This is a genomic window from Steroidobacter cummioxidans (assembly GCF_003104955.1).
In genome coordinates this window covers 1-21,976 of sequence record NZ_LSRW01000045.1, presented here as the reverse complement: position 1 = coordinate 21,976, position 21,976 = coordinate 1, and the positions used below count along the sequence as shown (strand labels likewise).

Sequence of the window (21,976 nt, the reverse complement as noted above, 5' to 3'; positions counted from 1 at the left end):
CGCTCAGCCCAACTCTGCCGCGTCCATCGCCGACACCTCGCCGGTCATGATTCGTTCGAGCAGCCGCCCATAGAACGCGCTGTCGAAGCTGGCGGCGCTTTCCGCCACTCGCGCCGAGAAGCCCTGCATTTGCACGCAGACACTGCCGTGTCGGTCGCACACGTCGATGTCCAGCCGAATGACCTTGTCTTCTGGGCGACTGCCAGACGAGTAACGCAACCAGGCGAACATCTCTTCGGTGCAGGCGGAGAAGACTTGCAGCGATGCGAGAGCAAAGGGCACCAGCGGCTCGCCCGGAGGCTGGGCGAAGTCGACGATCAATCCGGCGCAAGCCTGCAAGGCCGAATCCATCAAGGAAGGATGCAATTGAAACGCCGCACTGCCCTGCAGGACGCACTCCGGCAACCGCAGCTGAGCCAGGAGCTGATGATTTCCCAGATGCAGCGAAGTGATGCCGCGATGAGCTGAACCGTACTGCAGGCCCATCACATCGAACATTCCATACAGCGCGTCGCAATCGACCGCCCCTCGGGTCATCTGTCCCTTGAGCTGATCGAGATCCAGCCGCGGGGTCGCTGACAACGGCTTGTACGCCGCGAACCCCTGACAGTGGACACTCCGGCCTGCCGCGTCCTCGCTGAAGATTTCGTAGTTGATGTTCGCGTCCTGATCGTTACGCGACAGAGCGATGCTGACTTCCTTGGGCTCGGTCACCACCAACGGCTTCAACCAGACAAACTCGCTGATCTCCAGCACGGGCGATTTCGCTTGAGCCGGCGCGGCGTGCTGAATCGCTGCGCGAGCCATCTCCAGATACGCGACACCTGGCAACACCTTCTGCACACCACGGCCACCGAGCTTGACGCGGTGATCTCGCAGGAAAGTTTCCGTGCCGGTGAACTTGGAGCGGTAGCTTTGCGCCGTGAAATCCGACGTGTTCGTGTGCAACAGGGGATGCAGGGCCGTTGACGTCGTGGCTGTCTGTGTCGCAGACGACGAATCGATCCAGTAGCGCTGCTTAGCAAACGGGTACAACGGCAGACGAATGCGTTTTGGCTTGATCTCGCCGTACAGCTTGCGCCAGTCGAGATCCAGGCCCTTGGCCCACAAGCTCAACAATTTGCCGAGCTGCCGCTGCGCGATGCATCGATCGACGATGGCGTCTCTCATGTCGGCGTCCTGGGCGAAGATGCTCAAACTGTCCTTGGCATCCTGCATCTGTCCACGATGCACGCCTTCGCTCTCGCGTGCGCCGCTCAGGAACGCATCGAGTTTTTCGGTGAGCTGCGCAATCGAGCTCACCAGGAATCCAAGTCGCTCCTCCATCGCTTCCCGGCCCACTTGCAACGTGTAGGCCAGATCCACCAGATCGATCGGATCCTCGGCGTTACGAATGAAGTCCAGCAACTCCCGAGCCTTCTGCTCCAGCTGCTCGGGCATGCGCGCCGACAGCGGGACGACGACGCCATTGCCATCCGTGCGTGGCGCAGCTGACTTCCGCACTTCCTCTCGCGCCAGCGGTTCAGCCACCACCACATGAGCATTCGTACCGCTGAAGCCGAACGCACTGATCGCTGCACGTCGTCGGTCCGTATCCGCGACTTCCCAAGCCTGCAATCGATCGTTCACGTAAAACGGCGTGTCGGCGAGAGCGATGTGCTCGTTGAGCCGATCAAAATTGACGGTGGGTGGCAGCTGACGATGCCGCAGGGCCAGCACGATCTTGATGAAGCCCGCGATGCCGGCAGCCGCCAGACAGTGACCGACATTGCTCTTCACCGAGCCCAGCGCGCAGTAGCTTCTCTTCTGCGTGTACCTTGCCGAAAGGATCCTTTTTTGAGCCCTCGACTTTCGATTGGGATCGCCGAGCTTTTCGTGCCGGTGCCATGCGCCTCGATCAACTGAATGCCGGCGGGATCGATCTGATACTTATCGTAGACATCCTGCTGCAGACGAGTCTGCGACTCGGGATTCGGTGCGGTGATGCCGTTGGTCTTGCCGTCCTGGTTGACTCCCCAGCCCTGAATGACGCCGTAGATCGTATCGCCGTCGCGTTCGGCATCGGCCAGCCGCTTCAACATCACGACACCGACCGCTTCGCCAGGGACAAAGCCATTGGCTCGCTGATCGAAAGTGAAGCAGCGGCCGTCGGGCGAGAGCATGCCCGCTTGCGCCGTTTTGATGTGCATCTCGGGCGTCGCCATCAGCGCAACACCGCCGGCCAACGCCACATCGCTGTTACCTAACGCAAGGCTATCGCAGGCCTGAGCCAGGGCCACTAGCGATGACGAGCACGCGGTGTCGACGGACACACTCGGCCCGCGCAGATTCAGCAGATAGGAAATGCGCGCCGCAAGGATGGAATTGGCGCCGCCTGTGAAACCTTGCGCGGAGAAACGCAGCTCCGGGGCCAACTGGCGATAGTCGCTTCCCGTACACCCGACAAAGACGCCGCACTTGCTACCCGACAACGATTTGGCGTCGTAGCCGGCGTCTTCAATGCTGTGCCAGCAGGCTTGCAGGAACAACCGCTGTTCCGGATCCATGCACTCCGCTTCGACCGGAGAGATGTTGAAGAACAATGGATCGAACAAGTCGTACTCGTCCAGGGCCCCCATCCACTGGCAATTGGTCTTGCCAGCGACGACGGCGCCGTCGGTGTAGTACTCGTCCATGTCCCAGCGCTGCGTCGGCACGCGCGCGATACAGTTCTTGCCTTCGGCAATGTTGCGCCAGAACTCGTCCAGATTTCGGGCTTGCGGAAACTGCCCCGCCATACCGACGACAGCGATCGGCTGCGACGGCGAGGCCTCCGCCGCACGCGGAGCCTGTCTCGCAGGCGCGCGGTTGCGCCAGGAAACGAGCTTTCTTGTCGTGAGCTTGGCCGCGCTCGTATAGGGAACCCGCGCCTTCGGCGGTGGCGAAGCGACCGGCACGTCTGCGACAGCAGGGCTGCTCACAGTTGCCTGCGGCGCCTGCTTGTCGGTCTCCTCTTTAATGTGACGGGCAAGCTGGCTCAGCGTGGGATAGCTGTACACCTTGGTGGCCAGCATCGACAGCTTGTAAGCCTCATTGATCTTTCGCACCCAGGTCACGGCCGCAATCGAATCCATGCCCAGGTCGATGAACTGCACATCCTCGTCGACATCGCTCTCCTGCATGTGCAGCTCTTGCGCCAGCAGTTGTTTGAGCTTTGCCGTAATTGCGGGTAGCGCATTGCCTTCAACACGCGTTGCCGGCGCACTCGGCGCAGCGACAGGCGCCTGGAGTTCGCCCTCCGCCGCACCGATCTGCAGAAAATTGCGTTGAATCTGCTCCATCGCTGCCGACTGGCCGACAAACGTCTGGTCATGCATCGCCAGCTCCAGCCGGTAGGTTTGGTCCACGACGGCCAGCACGGGTTGCGTGAGCTGCTGTTTGAGTCGCACCAACCGGCTGCGCGGCATCTGCGCGATCTTTCTTGCCAACGCCATTGCGGTCGGCAGCACCTCGCTTCGCGACGCCACAGGAAGCAACAGTCCGCGGTCGCGAAGCTGCGTGCCCGTGTATGGCTGTGCTGTCAGCAGGCTTTCTTTCGCGAGATCGGCACCGAGCTGCCGCGGCAGAATCAACGTCGCGCCAGCACCCGGCGTGAATCCGTAGTCCATGTAAGGGCTCACGTAACGGCTTTGCTCGCTCATCACGACGAGGTCGGCAAACATGCCCAGCGTCCATCCGCCGCCGATGCCATGCCCTTGCATGGCCGCGATCACCGGCACATCGCATTCCATCGCCAGCTGGTAGATCCTGGCGTCGGTGAACTTCTCCTTGCCTTCCTGGATGGCGAGCAGACTCTCTTGCGTCCCGCCGCAGGCGAAGTAGCTGTCGTAGCCGGTGAGGATCACGGCCCTATAGGCAGAGGTCGCTTTGATGTGGGCGAACACTTCTTCGACACCTTCGACGAAGGCTTTGGAGAACATGTTCTTGGCCTGGCGGTCCTCCATCCTGATGACCAGGATGCCTTCAGGGTGCGCAGTCGCCGAGATGACGGATGATTTGAGCGCAACCGGAGTCGGCGAAACAGGCAGTGATGCAATGTTGTCCTGAGCCTCGGCACCGCCCATCGGCATACCCGCCAATCGGTCGCGCACCATCGCAGCCATATGCCGCTTCCACGCGCCAATGGCATCGGCGCGAAGCGAAGACCACGCGCCGGCCAGCCGCAGTGCTGCGGGCAGCACTTGATCGTGGTCATGGACACTGAGTGCGCCGACACGTCGCTGCAACTCGGCGCCCGTGTATTCCACTCCGGTCAGCAACAGCTCCTTGCCGAAATACTCGCCGAAGCGCAGCGGGAAGAGCGCCGCTGCTTCATCTGCCACCGCGAACTCACCGCCAGCATCGACGAGCGAGTAGCGTCCGTCCTTGTTATAGATGCACGCGTCGAAAAGCTGGCTGGTCAACCAGGCGAAGCCGCGGGCATTGCGACTCAGAGCCCCAATCACCGGAACTTTGGCGTCGAGGATCAGGCGCCATAGCTTTCTCGCCGCCTCCGCCGACGCGGGAATGGCCGGCGGCAGAAATTCGGGGCAGTCGCTCGCCAGGACGATGACTTTGTGACAAGAGGCTGCACTGACCTTCGCAAACACATCCCGCAGGTCGTGAAACAAGTCTTCCCATGACTGCCGGGTGTCCCGGATTCTGATCAGCAGCACGTTGCCCGCATGGCTCTCCAACTGCAGATCGCCGGAGGGTGAAGTGATTCGAGCCGCAAATCCGGCCTCGTTCAGCGGGCGCTCGACCGTCGAGCGCTCCACTGGATCGACGGCAAGCTCCCTGACCAGTTCGATCGAGCGGCGCGACAGATGCTGCTTCAACAGGTGCAACGCCTTTTGTGACTTGGCGGCCAGCGTCTCCGCCAGGCGCAGCGCGTAACTCTCGACTTCCGCTTGTGGAACGATTGGACACGTCCAGCTCCTTTCGCGCAGCTCTGCACCCGTCGCTATCAGCGACACATACAGAAGATCCTGCGTGCGGGCCTCGCCGAAGCGCTCGTTGAAAAGCGCAGCTTGTTGCGCCGTCGGATAGAAGTCGTCGCTCAGCTGAGTGTAGCTGTAGCTCGCCTCCTCGCTGCAGATCATGAAATCCGCGAGCGCGCCGATCAGGAGGCCGGCGCCGATCGCATCGCCTCGCATCGCTGCGATGACAGGACAAGGAAAGGAAGCGATCGTGTCGACGAGTCCTTGCTCGAGAGCGTCTTGGTATTGTTCGCGACCACCACGCAAGAATCCTTGCTCGGCGCCGTTGACGATCAGTGTCTTCAAGTCAACGGCTTGCCTGGCCGTACCCAGCGCCTGATGGAATTGCTGGATCACGTTTCCGGACAGCGTATTGCCCTCGGACGTGTCGATTCGAATGGAATAAATGCCATTGCCGTGCTCGTACAGGCTCACAGCGGTCGAGGTGGCAGCGTCAGCTGGCGCGGCCAATGAAATACCGGTGGCTTTCTTGCGCTCGGCCGGAGCGGCCTCCGGCGAGCAAAGCTCGGCGAGCACGACGGATTTCTGAACAGTCGGGAGCATTGCGATTTCCTTCGGCTTCGGCGCGCGCGCCGTAACAGAAACAGGAGTCACCAGGTGCACCGCTCTCTCGTCGCTGGGCGCGGCTATGGCTGGATAGCTGATCCCACGCATCTGCACGCAGACGCGCCCTTGCGTGTCGCAGAGATCGACATCGACGAGATCGCCCGCTGAGTAGCGAACCCACGCCACCATCTCCGACTCACATTTGCGCAGCACACGTAGGGACTGCAGTTCCAGCGGTGCGTGTGATGCGCCCTGCCAGTTCTCGATCAAGGCCCCTGCCTGCAAAGCACCTTCGATCAAGCTCGGATGCAAACCGAAATCCGGCAAACTAGCCGCGACCTCCGCAGGCAAACACAGGTGCGCGACGAGTTGTCCATCGCCCGCGTGAATCGCCGAGATCACCCCGCTGCCCTCGCGCTTGCCTCGATTCATCTGACTCTCGATGTGAGAGATGTCGAGCACCGACGGCTCCGACGAATCGACAATGGCTCGACCCTGACAGTAGACGAACTCCTGGTCGCTCTCGCTGTAGATCTCGAAGTCGACGCCGCCCGTCGCGCCGGTGCGCAAGGCGACGCTGATCGGGCGCGCCGGGTCGACTTCCATCGGTCCCGCCCAAACGACATCTCGCAACTCGATCACTGCCGATTCTGGTTGTGCCGGCGATGCGTGCTCGACGGCGGCTCGCGCCATTTCCAGATACGCGCCCGCAGGCAGGGTTCGCTCGACGAGGAAGGACTCGCGGCCGGTGAATGTTGAGCTATACCGATGCTGCTCGAGATCTGAGGTATTCGTGTGTAGCAATGGATGCAGCACAGCCGATCTCGGCGTCGTCACGGCGCGTGCTTCTGCCGTTCTGTCCATCCAATAGCGTTCTTTGGCAAATGGATAAGTGGGCAAGCTCAAGCGTGCAGGCGGAATCTCGCCGTAGAGCTTGCTCCAATCCAGCGTCCGCCCCTTCGCCCACTGGTTCAGTAGCTTTGCCAGATCTCTGCTCGCCATTGCGCTATCTACGAACTCATCGTCACCGCCGAGCCCGGCTGCGGAGCGCTTGACCTGCCCTCGCACATCGTCGCGGTCCGGCTTGCCATCCAGATGAGCCTGCAACTTCGCAGTCAGTTGCTCGACCGAGCTCACGATCATGCCGAGACGCTCGTCCATGGCCTCGCGTCCGATCTGTAACGTATATGCGAGGGCTGCAAGATCGATTCCCTCGGAGCCGCGAACGAAGGCCAGCAGATCGCGCACCTTCTGTTCGAGCTGCTCCGCCGTCCTCGCGGACAGCGGAACGATCATCGGTGTGCCCCCTGTCCCCGTGTTGGAGCGTCGAATGTCGATCGCCGGCAGATACTCCTGCAGGATCACATGGGCATTCGATCCGCCTGCACCGAATGAAGACACGCCGGCGATACGCGGTATCTCGCGCACGACACCGTCGATCTCACGCTTGGGACGCGCCCAGTGCTGCAGGCCGCGCTGAACGCGAAACGGCGTTTGCTCGAAATCGATGCGCGAGTTGGTGACTTCGGAGTGCAACGACGGCACCAGTTGCTGATGTTTGAGCTGCAGCAGCACCTTCGTCAGACCCGCGATGCCAGCGGCCGATTCGCAGTGACCGATGTTCGACTTCAACGAACCGATGGCACAGTACTGCATGCCCGCGCTCGTGCCTTTGAATGCGCGCGTCAGTCCAGCGATTTCGATGGGATCGCCGAGGGCAGTACCCGTACCGTGCGCCTCGATGTAGCTCACGTGTTCCGGAGCCACCTTGGCGCGCTCCAACGCCAGAGATACCAGCGACGCCTGCGCAATTGGGTTGGGGACGGTGTAGCCATTGGTCTTGCCGCCCGCATTGACGGCGCTGCCCTTGATGACTGCGTAGATGTGATCGCCGTCGCGTTGCGCCTGGTGCAGCGGCTTCAGTACGACGACGCCGACGCCCTCCGCGTCCACGAATCCATCCGCGTGCTCGCCGAACGATTTGCATTCACTGCCGCTCGACAGCATGGTCATCTGCGACAGCTCCATGTAATGGACCGCGTCGATGATGAGATTCACGCCGCCGGCGATCGCGCAGTCGCTCGAACCGCTATACAAACTCTCCAGGGCCAGATGAACCGCGGTCAGCGACGACGAGCACGCCGTATCCACTGCCATCGATGGGCCTTGAAAATTGAAAACATACGAGACCCGATTGGCGATGGAATAGTGCGCCGGCTGCGGGATGTAACGAGCGTTCATCGCGCCGGCAAAGACGCCGATCTTCCCGGCCGGTCCCAGGCCTTCAGGCGTGTACCCTGCATCCTCTATGGCTTGATAGCAGGATTGCAGGAACAAGCGCTCCTGCGGGTCCATGCGCTTGGCTTCCTTGGGCGCGATCTTGAAGAACAGCGGATCGAACTCGTCGATGCCGTCCAGGAATCCGCCCCACTTGCTATAGATCTTGCCGGACTTGCCCTTGTCCGCGTCGTAGTAGTCCTCCCAGCGCCAGCGCTCTGCAGGAATTTCAGTGACGCAGCTGCGGCCGTTGGCCAGATGCGACCAGAATTCTTTCAGGTCGTTGGAGCGCGGATAACGTCCGCTCAACCCGACGATGGCAACATCGAAAACCGCTGACGCCGCAGCCGGCGGCGGTGTCAACTGCTCGCGCTCCGGGCGACCGCCCCTAGAGTGTTGCGACGGAGAAATTGGTAACGGTCGCGAGCGCTCTTGCGCGGCTGCAGCTGCCTGCGGAGCTGAAGCAACGGGCTTCGAGCTGGGCAGGACGTTCCGCAGCTCGTCCTTTCTGTTCTCCAGCAGATAATCGACCAGGCCGGCGACGGTCTGAACTTCAAAGAACAAGGTGCTGGAGATGCCGGGGAAGACTTTGCGCAGCTGATAGTTGAGCTGGCCGATCAGAATGGAGTCCAGTCCATACTCCGCGAACGGACGACGCGCCTCGATCTCATGCGGCTGCATCCGCAACACCGACGCAATCACTTGCTGAAAGTGCGCGATGGCCGCCGTGCGCATGGACACGTCAGAGCTCGCGGGCACGCTTTCAGCAACCATCGCCTTCGCCGGAGCCGCAACAGCCTCGCTGCTATCCAGAACGATTGGCGCCCGATGCTCAAGATGCTGCCGCACCCATCCGTCACTGCGCGCAGCGACGATCTGCTGTCCGAATCGATGCGCGTGCTGCGCTGGGAAAGTGACGGTGCCGAAGCCCTCCTCCGTCAACACATCGCGCCACTTTTCGGGAGACAACCCTGGGCTGCCGGGCAGGCGCAGCGCCGAGTCCTCGTGCAGCCACCACCCTTCCAGCAAGCCGAAGGTCAGATGACTGAACAGCGACCAGCTGCTGATCTCGTTCAGCAGCAGCACGCCGTCTTGGGCGAGAACGGCTTTGGCATTGCGGACGGTCTGCCGGATATTGGGCGTAGCGTGCAGCACATTCGTTGCGATGACGTAGTCATAGCAGCCCAGCTCGATCGCCTGCGAGGCAACCGGCTTGGAAACATCGAAGAGCGCTGTGGTCAGCGCAGGAAAGCCCGGCTGATAGTGGTTCTCCGCGTGCATCAGGAAGGCCCTGGACACATCGGTGTAGCAATACTCGGCGATCGGCAGATTGCGCAGCTCCGGCAAGATGCTGGCGGTGGTACCACCCGTGCCGGCACCGATTTCGAGGATGCGAATCCCGCTTTCTCTACCGCTCCTCTTGCGACGCTGGATGTGGGTCAGCAGGGTCTCGCCGAGCGCGGCGTTGAAGAAGTCCGCCACCGCGTTGCCGCCGTAAATCCCTTCGACGAGGTGCATCGAGGAATTCGGGAACATCACGTCCGTCGCGGACTGCTTGCCGAGCAGAATATCGGGCAGCGAGCTCAAGCATGCGTCCAGCAAGACCACCTGGGCGCGCAGATCTGCATGCGTGATCCATTGCGACTGTCTGTCTTGCCAATCGATCCACACCTCGCTCAGCGGCCTGACTTTGCTGGTGGGCGTGAGATCCGCCGTGAGCCACGCATGCTGGCGCAAGTAGCCAATGCTGCTCTCCAACCAACGCTCGTGGAATGAAGTGAGTCGTCGCTGCGCCGGCAAGTCCGCCAATCGGCGCACACCACGCTGAAACAGTCCCATGGAGACCAGGCTCGACAGGAGCAGCTCCGCGAGCAACTCATCCATCATCGGAGTCTGCAATCCTCCCTCTCGTGCAGCAGGCTCCTGGCAAGTGACGAGGGTCGGCAGCTCATCGCCGCCGAGATCTTTCTCGGCGCGAGCTTGTCCAAGATGAACCCACTGCTCCGAGAACTCGATGTTCTCCGGGCTGCGGCCTGCGACAGTCTTGATTAACGCCGCCTGGCTCAAATCCGAGCTGACCAGCGACTGCAGGAATGGCATGCCCTCGCGCGGCTCGATGGAGCCGATCCCGAGGCGCTCCATGCTCTTGCTGTGCGCGTCATCGGCGACGATGCCGACGTTGCCCCAGTAGCCCCAATTCACGATCTTCACCGGATAGGGACGCTGCTGCTCCAGGTAATGTGCAAAGTTGTCCTTGAACGTGCAGCCCGCCGCGTAGTTGGCTTGGCCGGGCGACGTGATGAAGGACAGAATCGATGAAAAGAACAGCATGAAGTCGAGCGGCTGCTGGCCGAACACGCGATCCAGGTTCACGCTGATATCGACTTTCGCGGCGAGCCCGGCACGGAATCGGCTCTCCTCCATGAGCTGTACGCTCTTGTCCTGCAGGACGATGGCCGAATGCACGACGCCATCGACGGCCGGATACGTTTGCAGAATGGTGTCCAACGCGCGCTGCAGGGCGTCCGGGTCGGTGGCGTCCGCTCTTATATATAGAGGCGCGCGGCCCGTCGGCCCGGCGAGCCGAGCTAGCGCGTCGATCTTCGCTTGAACAGCGGCATTCAACTCGTCACGACCGATCCAGACCATGCGGGCCTGGAAGTGCTCGATCATGAAGCGGCTCCACACTTCGCCCAGGCCGCCCGCACCACCGATGACGACGTACACGCCCTTCTGCTTGTAGTACACGGGGCGTGACTGCGGCACTGACGGCACTCGAGCAAAGGTCTGCTGCAACCACTCTCCTTCGCGATGCGCGAGCCGCCCAGCACGCGTGCTACGGGTCGCTCGTGACAGGCACTCGGCCGCGGTCACTGCGTCCAACGAATCGACGTCCAGCAACGTCAGATTCCAGTGCGGATATTCCTTCGCCAGACTGCCAACAAAGCCAGCAATTGCGGCATGTGCCGGACGCACCGGATCGGACTTCCTCGCTTGCTGGGTGTGGCGAGTAACAAGCGTCCACGCGAGCTCCTTGTCCGCATAGCCGAGCTGTAACAGCGCTTTTGCGATTCGGAACACGGCCAGCACGCCGTCTTGCTGCGCGTCGATCATCGAACCGTCGACATCGCCGGCCACGTCCGGCGCAATCCACATCAGATGTTCAAAGGAGCAAGACTCGAGCGCCCGCTGTGCCGCTTCGATGCTCGCAGAGGACGCCAGTTCCAGCGCCTCTACATTCGTGTGCGTCCGCTGCAACCAGTCCAGATGAGCCGCATCCGTTCCCAGCAGCAACACCTTGGCCAAATCTGGAAACGTGCTCTGCTCGCGCCACTCGGAGCGCAGCGGATTCCAGATCGGTACGAAACACTGCAGGTCCGAAGTGAGCTTTCTCGGCCGTGGACCGTCGCCCTTGACATCCCGCGCGGAGAACTTGCGGAACTGCACTTTGACGTTTCCCTGCGCGTCGCAAAGGTCGATATCGAACTTCTTGACGGCATCGCTGGCGTGACTGCCGGCCGCATAGCGCACGAGAGCGAACATCTTCTCGGTGCATGGACCAATGATGCGAAGTGATTCCAGCGCGAACGGCATGGCTGCACGGCCAGGAGCGCGATTCATATCGATGCTGAGGCAGATCGCCGCCTGCAGGGCACCGTCCAACAAGCTCGGATGAAGCTGGAAGTCACGGCCAGCAGTCGCCGGCAGACTGAGCTCGGCCAGCAGTTGGCGCTCGCCACGATGGATCGAGGTGATCGAGCGATGCGCTGGACCATACAACAGTCCCATCGCTGCGAGAGCATCGTAAACGCCGGCCGAGTCAATCCGTGCGCTGCCCATTTCAGCTTTCAGCTGCTGCAGATCAAGCTTGGATGGCAAAGCATCACTGCAGAACAGCGCGCGCCCGTTACAGTGAGTCGTCTCCTGCCCCTCTTCCTGGGTCGCTACCTGGTACTCGATCTGATCATCGCCCTGCGCAGTCAGCTTGATACTGACCTGCTTGCTGCCGTCGACGATCAGCGGTCGGGTCCACTCGACATCGCGGAGTTCGAGCAACGATCCCTCCGGCGATGCTGGCAGTGCTCTTGCGACCGCCGCGCGCGCCATCTCCAGATAGGCAACTGCGGGCAACACTCGTTCGCTACCCTGCTCTCCAAGGTTCACGCGATGATCGGCGAGGAAGAACTCGTCGCCAGTGAACGTGGAACTGTAGCCATGCTGGAACAGATCCGAAGTATTCGCATGCAGCAACGGATGCAGCACATTGACCGTAGCACCGAAGCTGACGCTGTGGGTCGCGTCATCCGTCACCCAGTAGCGATCCTTCGCGAACGGATACGTTGGCAAGCTCACTTTCGCGTGAGTGGCCGTTTGACCTCTGCGCCAATCGATGTCGACACCCGAGGTCCACAGCTCAGCCAGCTGCTCGATATCATGATCCTGCAACGCCTGCTCGATCAGACGTTTCCCGGCCTTGCCTTGCCACACTCGCCCAAGCCCGGCAGCAGCTGAATCGGTCGTGCCCGACCAGACAGTCACTGAATCCTCAGCACCGGTCAGCCAGCCGCTCAGCTTGGCGCGCAAGTCCGTGGCGTCCGTCACTCTGATCGCCAATCGCGCCTTCATCGGCGTGCGGCCAACCTGCCACGTGTAGATGGCATCGGAGAAATTGGCGTCAGTCGCCGAACTTTTCAGCCATTGCATGACTTCGCCGGCGTAAGTACGCAGGCGCTCATCGTTGGCGGCGGACAAAACAAACAATTGCTCGTGCGCCGATGATTCGGCGCTTGTGTCACCCGAGTATTCCGCAATGACCACGTGCGCGTTGGCGCCCCCCGAGCCGAAGCTACTGACGCCCGCGACCCGTCGCTCCGCAGCCCACGGGCCGAGCCGCTCCTGCACATGAAACGGCGTGCCTTCCAGGCGAATCTTGGGATTGAGGCGGGAAAAGTTGAGCGACGGCGGCAGCTGACCGTTCTGCATGCAAAGCACGATCTTGAGCAGACCTGCGATACCGGCTGCCGGCTCCAGATGCCCCAGGTTGCTCTTCACCGAACCGATCGCACACGCCTTGCCGGCCTGCTCGTCGCCGTACGCGGTTTGAATGCCCTGGATCTCGATCGGGTCGCCCAGCGACGTGCCCGTGCCGTGCGCCTCTATATATGTGAGATCCCGCGCAGCGACACCGGCATCTTTCCAGGCCGCTCGCAGCAGCTCGCTTTGCTTCTGGGGATTGGGCACGGTCAAGCCACCAGCGAGGCCGCCGTGATTGGTGGCGCTGCCCTTGATGACTGCATGAATGCGATCGTGATCTTCGATCGCCTGTTTCAGCGGCTTGAGCAGCAGCATCACGGCGCCTTCCGAGCGCACGTAACCATTCGCGGTGGCGTCGAAGGTTTTGCAGCGGCCGTCAGCCGCGAGCATGCCCGCCTTGTGATAGGCAATCGACAGATCGGGATGACAAATGAGGTTCACACCGCCGACCAGCGCCGTCGTGCACTCACCGGAACGCAGCGACTGAACGGCTGAATGCAGAGCGACCAGCGACGAGGAACAAGCGGTATCGATCAGCAGACTCGGACCGGAACAGTCGAAAAAGTACGATAGACGGTTGGCCAGGATGGCGAGCGAGCTGCCGACACCGTGATGCGCTTGAACCTCCAGCCCCGCCGCTTGCGTGAGACGGCTGTAGTCGCAATTGCTGGCGCCAATGAAAACGCCGGCCTTGGTACCTTGGAGCGCGGCCGGCAACGTGCCGGCGTCCTCCAGGCAAGCCCACGCCAGTTGCAACAACATCCGCTGCTGCGGATCGGTGACGACTGCTTCGGCTGGCGACATCCGGAAAAAAGCGGCGTCGAAGGCATCTGCATCGTTGACGAAGCCGCCCTTGTCGATACCGGGCATGTCGCTGCTGGCTGGCCATCGCCCTCGGCTCTGAGGAAACGAGCCCACGACCGAGGTTGCGCCGACCAGCGTCTGCCACAGCTGGTCCGGGGTCTCGATACCGCCCGGAAGTTTGCAGGACATGCCGATGATGGCGATGTCCGTGTCCAGGCTCTTGGCCTTTTTCGAGCTCGCACCGCGCCCGTCGGAGTCGTCGTCGCTATCCGAGATCCTTCTCTCGCCGGTGGAATCGAACCGCACCAACGTCAACAGCCGATCGGTCACCTTGCGCGTGCTGTTGAACTCGAAAAAGAAGCCGGCTTGCAACCGGCACTCCAGCCGCGCCTCGACCTTCAGTTGCAGCTTCAGCAGGTCGGCGGAGTCCAGGCCCATTTCCATCAACGGCCGATCGACTTGAAACTCGCGTGCATCGACGCCCAGCAATTCCGTAACGCTGTCCTGGACGAACTGTTCGAGCTGCCGGGGCAGCATCGTCACGACGCGAGTGGTTGCAACGGCACCGTTTTGTTTCGATCGAGGCTCGCGGTGGCGAATGTCGTAGGTCACCAATACACCGTGGCCACGATTTGCGCGATCCTGCGGTCGATACCCCGGCAGCGATTTGACCACCGTGGCGCCGTGCGTCTCGTGGAATGCCAGCACGGCATCCTGATCGTTGCCCTGCAGCCGGATGTAACGATCGATCGACTGCGCACCGCTTGCGTCGAAATCCTTACACAACGTGACTGCGACGACGCGATCGACACCCGCGACCAGGCCACACCGTTGCAACATGAACTCCAGCAGCTGATCGCCATAGCCGAAGTTCTGCGCGTCCGGATCGATGTTCACGGCCAGCAGCTGGATGATGGAGCCCGCGTCTTGATGCAGGCGGTGCACGTTCGTGGCGTTTGCTTCGTCGAGCGCGTCAACGTCATCGATGCGCTGGCTATAGATCACACCCAGCACTCGCCCCGCCCGCTCCAGCACGAACTGACCTTGGGGATACTTCTGCAAGCGCGCGCGGATTCGTTGTTTCGGCGTCCGCGTGTGCTGCCAGCACAGCTTCTCGAGCTCGCACAAGCGGTCCAGATCGCCCTCCGCCGCGTAGCGCACGACGTAATCACGCTTGCAGAAGCGACGCAGACTGGTACGACAGAGGCTATCGATGTTCGGGTACTGCTTGATCGGCTCATCGCTGAACAGGCCAACGCTGCCGGCCAGGACGATGAATGCCTCCGAGCTGATGGGATAGCGATGCGCGAGATGATTGACGGCGTCGAAATAGTCATCGCCCGACAGCTCGGTCTGCTGGGGCCGCTCGCGAGTGCCGGGCCGCGGCTCGCGGAATGTTTCCGCATGAACTCGCAACTGCTGTTGCCACTGATTCAGCACGACCATCGGTTCGAGCGGCCTGCCCGCCCCGTCGAGGCAGTGCGTCGCAGGCTCTTTGGCGAGTACGGCAATCGTAGGATCCGCGGGCCATGAAGCCTCGACCGCGTCCTGATCGACGAAGGATCGAATATCGAGAATTTGGCTGCTCATCGAGTTTGCTTACTCTGAGATTTCGCCGGACGATGCGGGTGCGCCTGGGCTCAATGACGCATCACTGAGACGCCACAGTGGCAAAGGCGCTGGCCGGTGCTCGGGTCGTAATGATCGGTGACGCCAATGTGGTCGGCGTCTTCAGCGTCGGCGTGGCTGGGGTCGTGGCGAACAGCCCGTTTTCCTGATCGTACTTCGCCTGGTTGACGATCTTCGGCAGAGACAGCAGCCCGTCGTGGACAAAGCCGGGCGCGAGCAGGTTATAGACGAAGTAAGGCAGGCCCACGTCCATGTCCTGCATGAAGTCCACCTCGATCTCACCCTTGCCGGCTGGCGTGAAGCGCCAGTTGTTGTTCATGTGGGTGACGCGATAACAGCAGTCGTTGCGCGGCAGCTCGTCCGGCATCGCCGTGTATTGGATGAAGACGGACTGATCTTGCAGGTCCGGCGTGAACTGCGCTTTGAGCAGGAACTCTCGCGGTGTCATTGGATCCGGCAGATTCACACGATAGAAATGCACGAAGCTGCGATCCTGCTGATCCCAGGGCTGCACCGTTTGTTCGCTGACGCAGCCGGGATTCCATTCCGCGCAGGACTTCAGATCCCGATCCATCATGCCGGCCACGACTCGATTCATCGTGGATTTCATGCGCATGCTCGCCTTGTACTGCTTGAAGGTCGAGCCGGACGGCTTGCGCTCGTAGACCCGCACGCCCTCCCTGTCCGAGACCAGTCGCCACTGGTCCGAACCCGACATCTTCCAGGTGTAGTGCGCGCCGACCAGCAGCGCCGCGGCAACGCAGCTGCCGTAGAGGGCGATTTTCAGAAACTTCCGCCCGCGCCGCTGCGGCTGTGCCGCCAGGCTTGCATTCGACATGGATGCGCTCCTTGAATGATTTTTGCTGGCGCACGCGTACGCACGGCGCCATTCGGAATGGGTCGAAGGTCAGGAAAACAGCGAGAAAATTGCGGGCGGAGCTACCGGAAGTGGATCGGGCAGGCTCCGCCCTTTCGATTCGCGTGGGTCACGCGACGGGGTGGGATGAAGATAACAAAGCGCGCCTGGATTGATGCCTGTTGCTTTTGTCAGGTCGCGCAGCGGGGTCAGTGGCGAGTGTCGTCATCCGTGCTGGCGTGCCGCGAATACAGCTCCACGAAGCGACGGTACTTGGGGGTATGCCACTTGAAGCCGTTCAATTGCTCGTCCAGCTTGATCGCGTGCTGCATCTCCTTGGGCAGGAATCGATACTTCTTCAGGATCGCCTCTGGAAGCTCCGGCTGATCCAGGTTCATGCCCACCCCGTACGGCGTCAGCTGGCCATAGTGGTGCGTCGAGTGCTGGTTGATGTCCTGGAATTCTTTGGGGATGCGCGGATACACGCCGGGAATGAACTGGTGCCCGTCGATGTCCGATTTCACGTCGATGCTGTAGATCGCGAACAGCAGCAGCGGGTTGTAGAAAATGCCGGGACCGCCCAGCGTATAGCGCGCAAACCCCTCCAGAAAGCCGTTGCCCGACACGCCGATCAGGCCGCTCGGAATGGCGTCGTGATGCGGCCCGTGCAGATAGACGAACTCCAGCTCCGAGTTGTGGCCCAGCCAGTGGTCGCGATAGAACCAGCGATTCAGGACCTTCATGAAGCTGGCATGAATCAGAAAGTTCGCCACCAGCGCCAGCGGCAGGAACACCAGCGAGTACTGGACATGCGTGATGACCAGGTACCACGGCGCAATCAGAATCACGTGCGCCAGCAGACCGGTGAAGTAGGCGTGCATGATCTCCACCGTCACGCTGGGCTGCCTTTGCAACGCCACTTTCCAAGGAGTCTGCACAAGGAATTCGCGAACGTGACGCTTGCGTCGCAAGTGTGAGATCAGGCTGGCCGTTCGATACGCCGTCAGCACGATGAAATGCGTGTAGAACAGGCCGATGGCAATCTTCCGCATCAATTCCGTGTGATGCGGCAGCCCCGGCGTCAGATTGATGAGGACATTCTCCAGCAGCAACAACGCCGCGGCGAGAAAGTACGGAACCGTCATATTCCGCAGCTTGTAGATGACCATGTACAGCACATCTTGCGGCCGCTTCACGATGACGGGCGTTCGCAGCTTCCACCCGTGCCGGAGCAGGAAGGTCCCGAGCAGGCAGACACAGAGCGTCAGCCCGATAACGGACAGCACGCTCGGCAGCCCATAGACGAGGCCGACCACGCCTCCGCACAAGGCCAGCATCAACACGTAATCGATGAAGTCATCGCGGCGATAGGCCATCCTGGGGTTGTGGACCCCATAGAGCTGATGAAACTTCGACGCATCGGCGGTGTTCATGTCCAGGTTCCTTCCACGTCGGTGGAATCAATCGATCGGCTCGCATCAAGGGCTGCGTCGTATGCCAGCTCGTAGGTCACGCCACGCATCTGTACGCAGACGTTGCCCTGCGGATCGCACAGATCGATGTCCAGTTGAATGTTCGGCTGCTCGGTGTATTCGCTCTGCGAGTAGCGCACCCAAGCGAACAGGCGATCGCTGCAAGCACCGAGGATGCGCAGTGATTCCAGCGCCAGCGGCTGTGAAGGCCGCCGCTCGCGCGGGATGAGATCGAAGGCAACCTGCAAAGCGCAGTCCAGAACGATGGGATGCAGGACCAGCCTGCTATCTACGGCTGCATTGGGCACGTTGATCTCCGCCAGCAACTCCTGATCGCCGAGAGAGATCTCGGTCACCGCTTGGTATGCGGAACCGTATTGAGAGCCAGCGTCCGCGAGGCTGCTATACAAGCTGCCGGAGCTGCGCTTGCCGCTGTTCATTTGCGACTGAAGCCGGTCGATGTCGAGCGTCGTCGGCTTAGGTTCGGCGCTCAGCACCGACTGTCCTTGGAAGTGGACGCTATCGCCTTCCTCGTGCTCACTGTAGATCTCGTAATCGAGCTGATCGTCATCCCGGGCGAACAGCGCCACTGTGATGGGTTGGTTCGCAAGCACCGTGACGCGCTCCGCCCAAACGATGTTGAACAGCTCAAGCACGCGACGCTCACTCCGGGCGATCGATTGCGACGCGGTGGCATTCTCAATCGCCGCTCGCGCCATCTCCAGATACACGACGGGTGGCAACGACAAGCGACAGGTCGGCTCATGGCCGGCCGACGGATGCTCGGCTACGAATTGCTCGTCGCCGCTGAAGGTCGAGCTGTAGCCGAGCTGGCGGACATCCGAAACGTTCTTGTGTAGAAGCGGATGTAGCACTGCTTCCGCCAACGGCTTGGCCGGTCCACTCGATACGTCCGTTCTCTCGCGCCAGTACCGATCTTTCGCGAACGGATATAGCGGGAGACTGATGCGCCTCGGTTTCGCATCCCCGTACAACCGGCTCCAATCGATCTGCGCACCTTGAGTCCAAAGTTCGGCGAGACGCGGTAAACGGCGATCCTGCAACGCTTCCTCGACGCCACCGGGCGCCGCTGCGATTCCCTGAGTTCGCTTGAATCGTCCCCGATAGGTGCCCTCGCCCGATTCGCCAGCGACAAATGCATCGAGTTGGGTCGTCAGATCATCGATCGACGCGACCACGAAAGCGACTCGTTCCTCCATTGGCTCTCTGCCCACCTGCAGCGTGTACGCCATCGCGAGCAGATCGACCGATTGCGCCGCTGCACGGATTAAAACCAGCAAATCGCGAGCTTTGGTATGCAGCTGATCGGCAGTTCTTGCGGACACCGGGACGATGACGGTATCGGCCAGCGTGCTCGGCGCACTTGGGTACTCATGCTCCTGCACGATGACATGAGCATTCGCCCCGCCGGCACCAAATGAAGACACGCCAGCCGTGCGAGCAATCTCTCGGGTGACGCCATCCACCTCACGCCGCGGCCGCGGCCATTGCTCCAGCCCTCTCTGAACTCTGAACGGCGTGCGCTCGAATTCGATTTCCGGATTCGGTACGTCGGCATGCAGCGAAGGCACCAGTTGCTTGTGTTTCAGCTGCAGCAGGACCTTGGTCAAGCCGGCAATGCCCGCCGCCGACTCGCAGTGGCCGATATTCGACTTCAACGAACCAATGGCGCAGAACTGGGTGTCGCGAGTCGACTGCCCGAATGCCCGGGTGAGACCGGCAATCTCGATCGGATCGCCAAGCGCCGTGCCTGTGCCGTGCGCCTCGACGTAACTGATGTGATTCGCCGCCACGTTTGCACGTCGCAATGCCTTCGATATGACCGCGGACTGGGCTTGCGGATTCGGCACCGTGTAGCCGTTGGTCTTGCCGCCGGCATTCACGGCGCTGCCTTTGATCACGCCGTAGATGTGATCGCCGTCCCGCTCGGCTTTGCTCAACGGCTTGAGCACGAGCGCCCCCACACCTTCGGCATCGACGAAGCCGTCCGCTTCGTTACCAAAGGATTTGCACTGCTGCCCCGCCGACAGCATGGTCAATGCAGACAGCTCGAGATAGTGGACCGGATCGATGATCAGATTGACGCCACCCGCGATGGCACACTCGCTCGAGCCGCTATACAGGCTTTCCAGCGCGAGGTGGATCGCAGTGAGCGACGCGGAGCAAGCGGTATCCACGGCGAGCGATGGACCTTGAAAGTTCATCACATAGGACACCCGGTTCGCGATCGAATAGTGCAGCGGCTGCGGCGTGTACCTGGAGTTCATGACTCCCACGAACACACCGATCTTGTCGATGTCACCCAGGCTTGCCGGCGTGTATCCCGCGTCCTCAATGGCGTGATAACAGGACTCCAGGAACAGCCGTTCCTGCGGGTCCATGGCTTTGGCTTCCTTGGGCGCGATCTTGAAGAACAAAGGATCGAAGGCGTCGATGCGATCGAGGAAGCCGCCCCATTTCGTATAGATCTTTCCGGCCTTGCCGCGCTCGGCGTCGAAATACTCCTGCCAGTCCCAGCGCTCGTTGGGGACTTCGGTGACACAGTTCCGACCGCTCGCCAGGTTGTTCCAGAACTCGCTCAAGTTGGCGGACTGCGGATATCGACCCGCGATGCCGACGATGGCAACGTCGAACACTGCCGGCGCCGCCGCCGCGTAGGTTGCGACTGCCGATGTGGCCTGCGGACGCGAACGTCGAGACAGTCGCGAGACGTTGCGTGCTTCGACAGTGACGCGAGTCGCTGCGGGCACGGGCTCACGCTGGGGTACGGGTGCTGCCGCCTCGTCGCCACCGACCAGCGCGATCAGCTCCTGCCTCTTGTTCTCGATCAAGAAGTCCGCGAAGCCGTCGATATTGCGCACTTCGAAGAACAGCGTGCTCGTCACGCCCGGGAACACACGACGCAGCTGGCTGGTGACTCCGACAACGACGATGGAATCCAAACCATACTCAGCGAGCGGCCGGCTGGGTTCCAACTGCGACGGCTCCATTCGCAGCGCTTTTGCGACGACGCCTTGCAAGTACGCCACCGCCTTGTCGCGCAGAGTTGTTCCCGGAACATTGGCGCGGGTTGGCGTCGCAGGCTTCGCGACAGTCGCACGCTCGTTCGTTTCGGCTAGTGTCGCGCGAGGCCGCTCTGACAATCGCTGCCGCACTTGACCATCGCTGCTCGCCACAATGATCTGCTGTCCAAATCCGCGGGCCTGCTCGGCGGGGAAGCACACATTCTCGAAGCCCTCTTCCTCCAGCACCCGCCCCCAGGTCGCTGGCGCAAGACCGGGACTGCCGGGCAGACGCAGCGCGGCGTCCTGGTACAGCCACCAGCCGTCCAGCAGCCCGAATGTCAGGTGATTGAACAGCGACCACTCCGACATCTCGTTGAGCAGCACAATGCCGTGCTTCTTCAGCAACGCCTTGGCATTGCGCATCGTCTCGCGAATATCCGCCGTCGCGTGCAGCACATTCGTCGCAATCACGAAGTCGTAGTGATTCGCTGCCACCGATTGCGATGCCAGCGGCTTGGAAGCGTCGAACAACGCCGTGCGCAGCGCAGGGAAGTCAGGTCGATAGTGTTCTTCTGCGTGTATCAGGAACGCTTTGGACAGATCGGTGTAGCAGTATTCCTCGATGCCACCATCGAGTTCGCGCAGCATGGGCAGGAGCACTTTAGTCGTCCCGCCCGTTCCAGCGCCGATCTCCAGAATGCGAATCTTGCTCGACGGCTCCGCCTGGCGCCGCTGCCTGATGCACGCACACAGCGATTGTGCCAGCACGTTGTTGTAGTAATCCGAGACGGCGTTGCCCGCGTACACACCCGACACGAGGTGCAACGAAGAATCAGGAAACATCACATCCGCTGCTCGCCGCGTGCCGGACAGAATCTCGGGCAGCGCCTGCAGGCAGGCTTTCAACAGTGCCAGGTGCGCTCGCGTGTTCGCGTTCGCCTGCCATACCGCTTCGTTGGCATCCCACGATGACCAGAGCTCGTCCAATCCGGCGCGTTTCGCCACACCTCGCTGCGTGAGGTAGTCGATACTCGTCTCGAGCCATCGACCGAGCAGCGGGTCGGGCCCTCGCTCGACGGACTGGGGAGTTGTGCCGCGAGGATCTGCTCGGCAAGATCCATCACGTCTGGCGACAGCACGCTTTTTTCCTTTCAGAGCTGCTGGCGGCACGCCCGAGCTGAGGTTCTCTCGTAGTGACAGCAGTACATCGGTCGCAACATTCGGCACATAGCTCACGATCTCGGGCCGGCTGATGCCCTCGATCGCTCGAACCTCGATGGCTTTCACCCTGTCTCTTATACACATCTCCGAGCC

5 protein-coding genes are annotated in these 21,976 nt (G+C 61.4%); all 5 read right to left on the bottom strand.

What is annotated here, in order from left to right; translation table 11 throughout:
* Nucleotides 1-3 precede the first annotated feature (3 nt).
* The 5 genes from D0550_RS20930 to D0550_RS20910 all read right to left on the bottom strand — a co-directional run bounded on the left by D0550_RS20930 (nucleotide 4) and on the right by D0550_RS20910 (nucleotide 21,949).
* A complete protein-coding gene (locus D0550_RS20930) occupies nucleotides 4-1,779 on the bottom strand; it encodes a polyketide synthase dehydratase domain-containing protein (RefSeq protein WP_116811136.1) in 1,776 nt (591 codons plus the stop codon).
* On the bottom strand, nucleotides 1,776-15,269 hold the full coding sequence (locus tag D0550_RS20925; RefSeq protein WP_116811135.1) for a beta-ketoacyl synthase N-terminal-like domain-containing protein: 13,494 nt from the start codon (nucleotides 15,267-15,269) through the stop codon (nucleotides 1,776-1,778). The genes D0550_RS20930 and D0550_RS20925 overlap by 4 nt, the downstream gene beginning before the upstream one ends.
* 61 nt (nucleotides 15,270-15,330) lie before the next feature.
* The gene (locus D0550_RS20920; RefSeq protein ID WP_116811134.1) at nucleotides 15,331-16,146 is read right to left on the bottom strand and encodes an START domain-containing protein; all 816 of its coding nucleotides are present in this window, start codon (nucleotides 16,144-16,146) and stop codon (nucleotides 15,331-15,333) included.
* 227 nt (nucleotides 16,147-16,373) lie between these two features.
* Nucleotides 16,374-17,597 carry a hypothetical protein gene (locus D0550_RS20915; RefSeq protein ID WP_116811133.1) on the bottom strand — a complete coding sequence of 408 codons (1,224 nt, stop codon included), beginning with the start codon at nucleotides 17,595-17,597 and terminating at the stop codon, nucleotides 16,374-16,376.
* Nucleotides 17,594-21,949 (bottom strand): beta-ketoacyl synthase N-terminal-like domain-containing protein, encoded by a 4,356-nt coding sequence (locus D0550_RS20910; RefSeq protein ID WP_206606440.1) that lies wholly within the window; start codon nucleotides 21,947-21,949, stop codon nucleotides 17,594-17,596. Before D0550_RS20910 ends, D0550_RS20915 begins: the two co-directional genes overlap by 4 nt.
* Between the last annotated feature and the right edge of the window lie 27 nt (nucleotides 21,950-21,976).

Coding starts and splice junctions, on each gene's coding strand:
- D0550_RS20925 (WP_116811135.1), bottom strand. CDS start 15,269: ATGAGCAGCCAAATTCTCGATATTCGATCCTTCGTCGATCAGGACGCG.
- D0550_RS20920 (WP_116811134.1), bottom strand. CDS start 16,146: ATGTCGAATGCAAGCCTGGCGGCACAGCCGCAGCGGCGCGGGCGGAAG.
- D0550_RS20915 (WP_116811133.1), bottom strand. CDS start 17,597: ATGAACACCGCCGATGCGTCGAAGTTTCATCAGCTCTATGGGGTCCAC.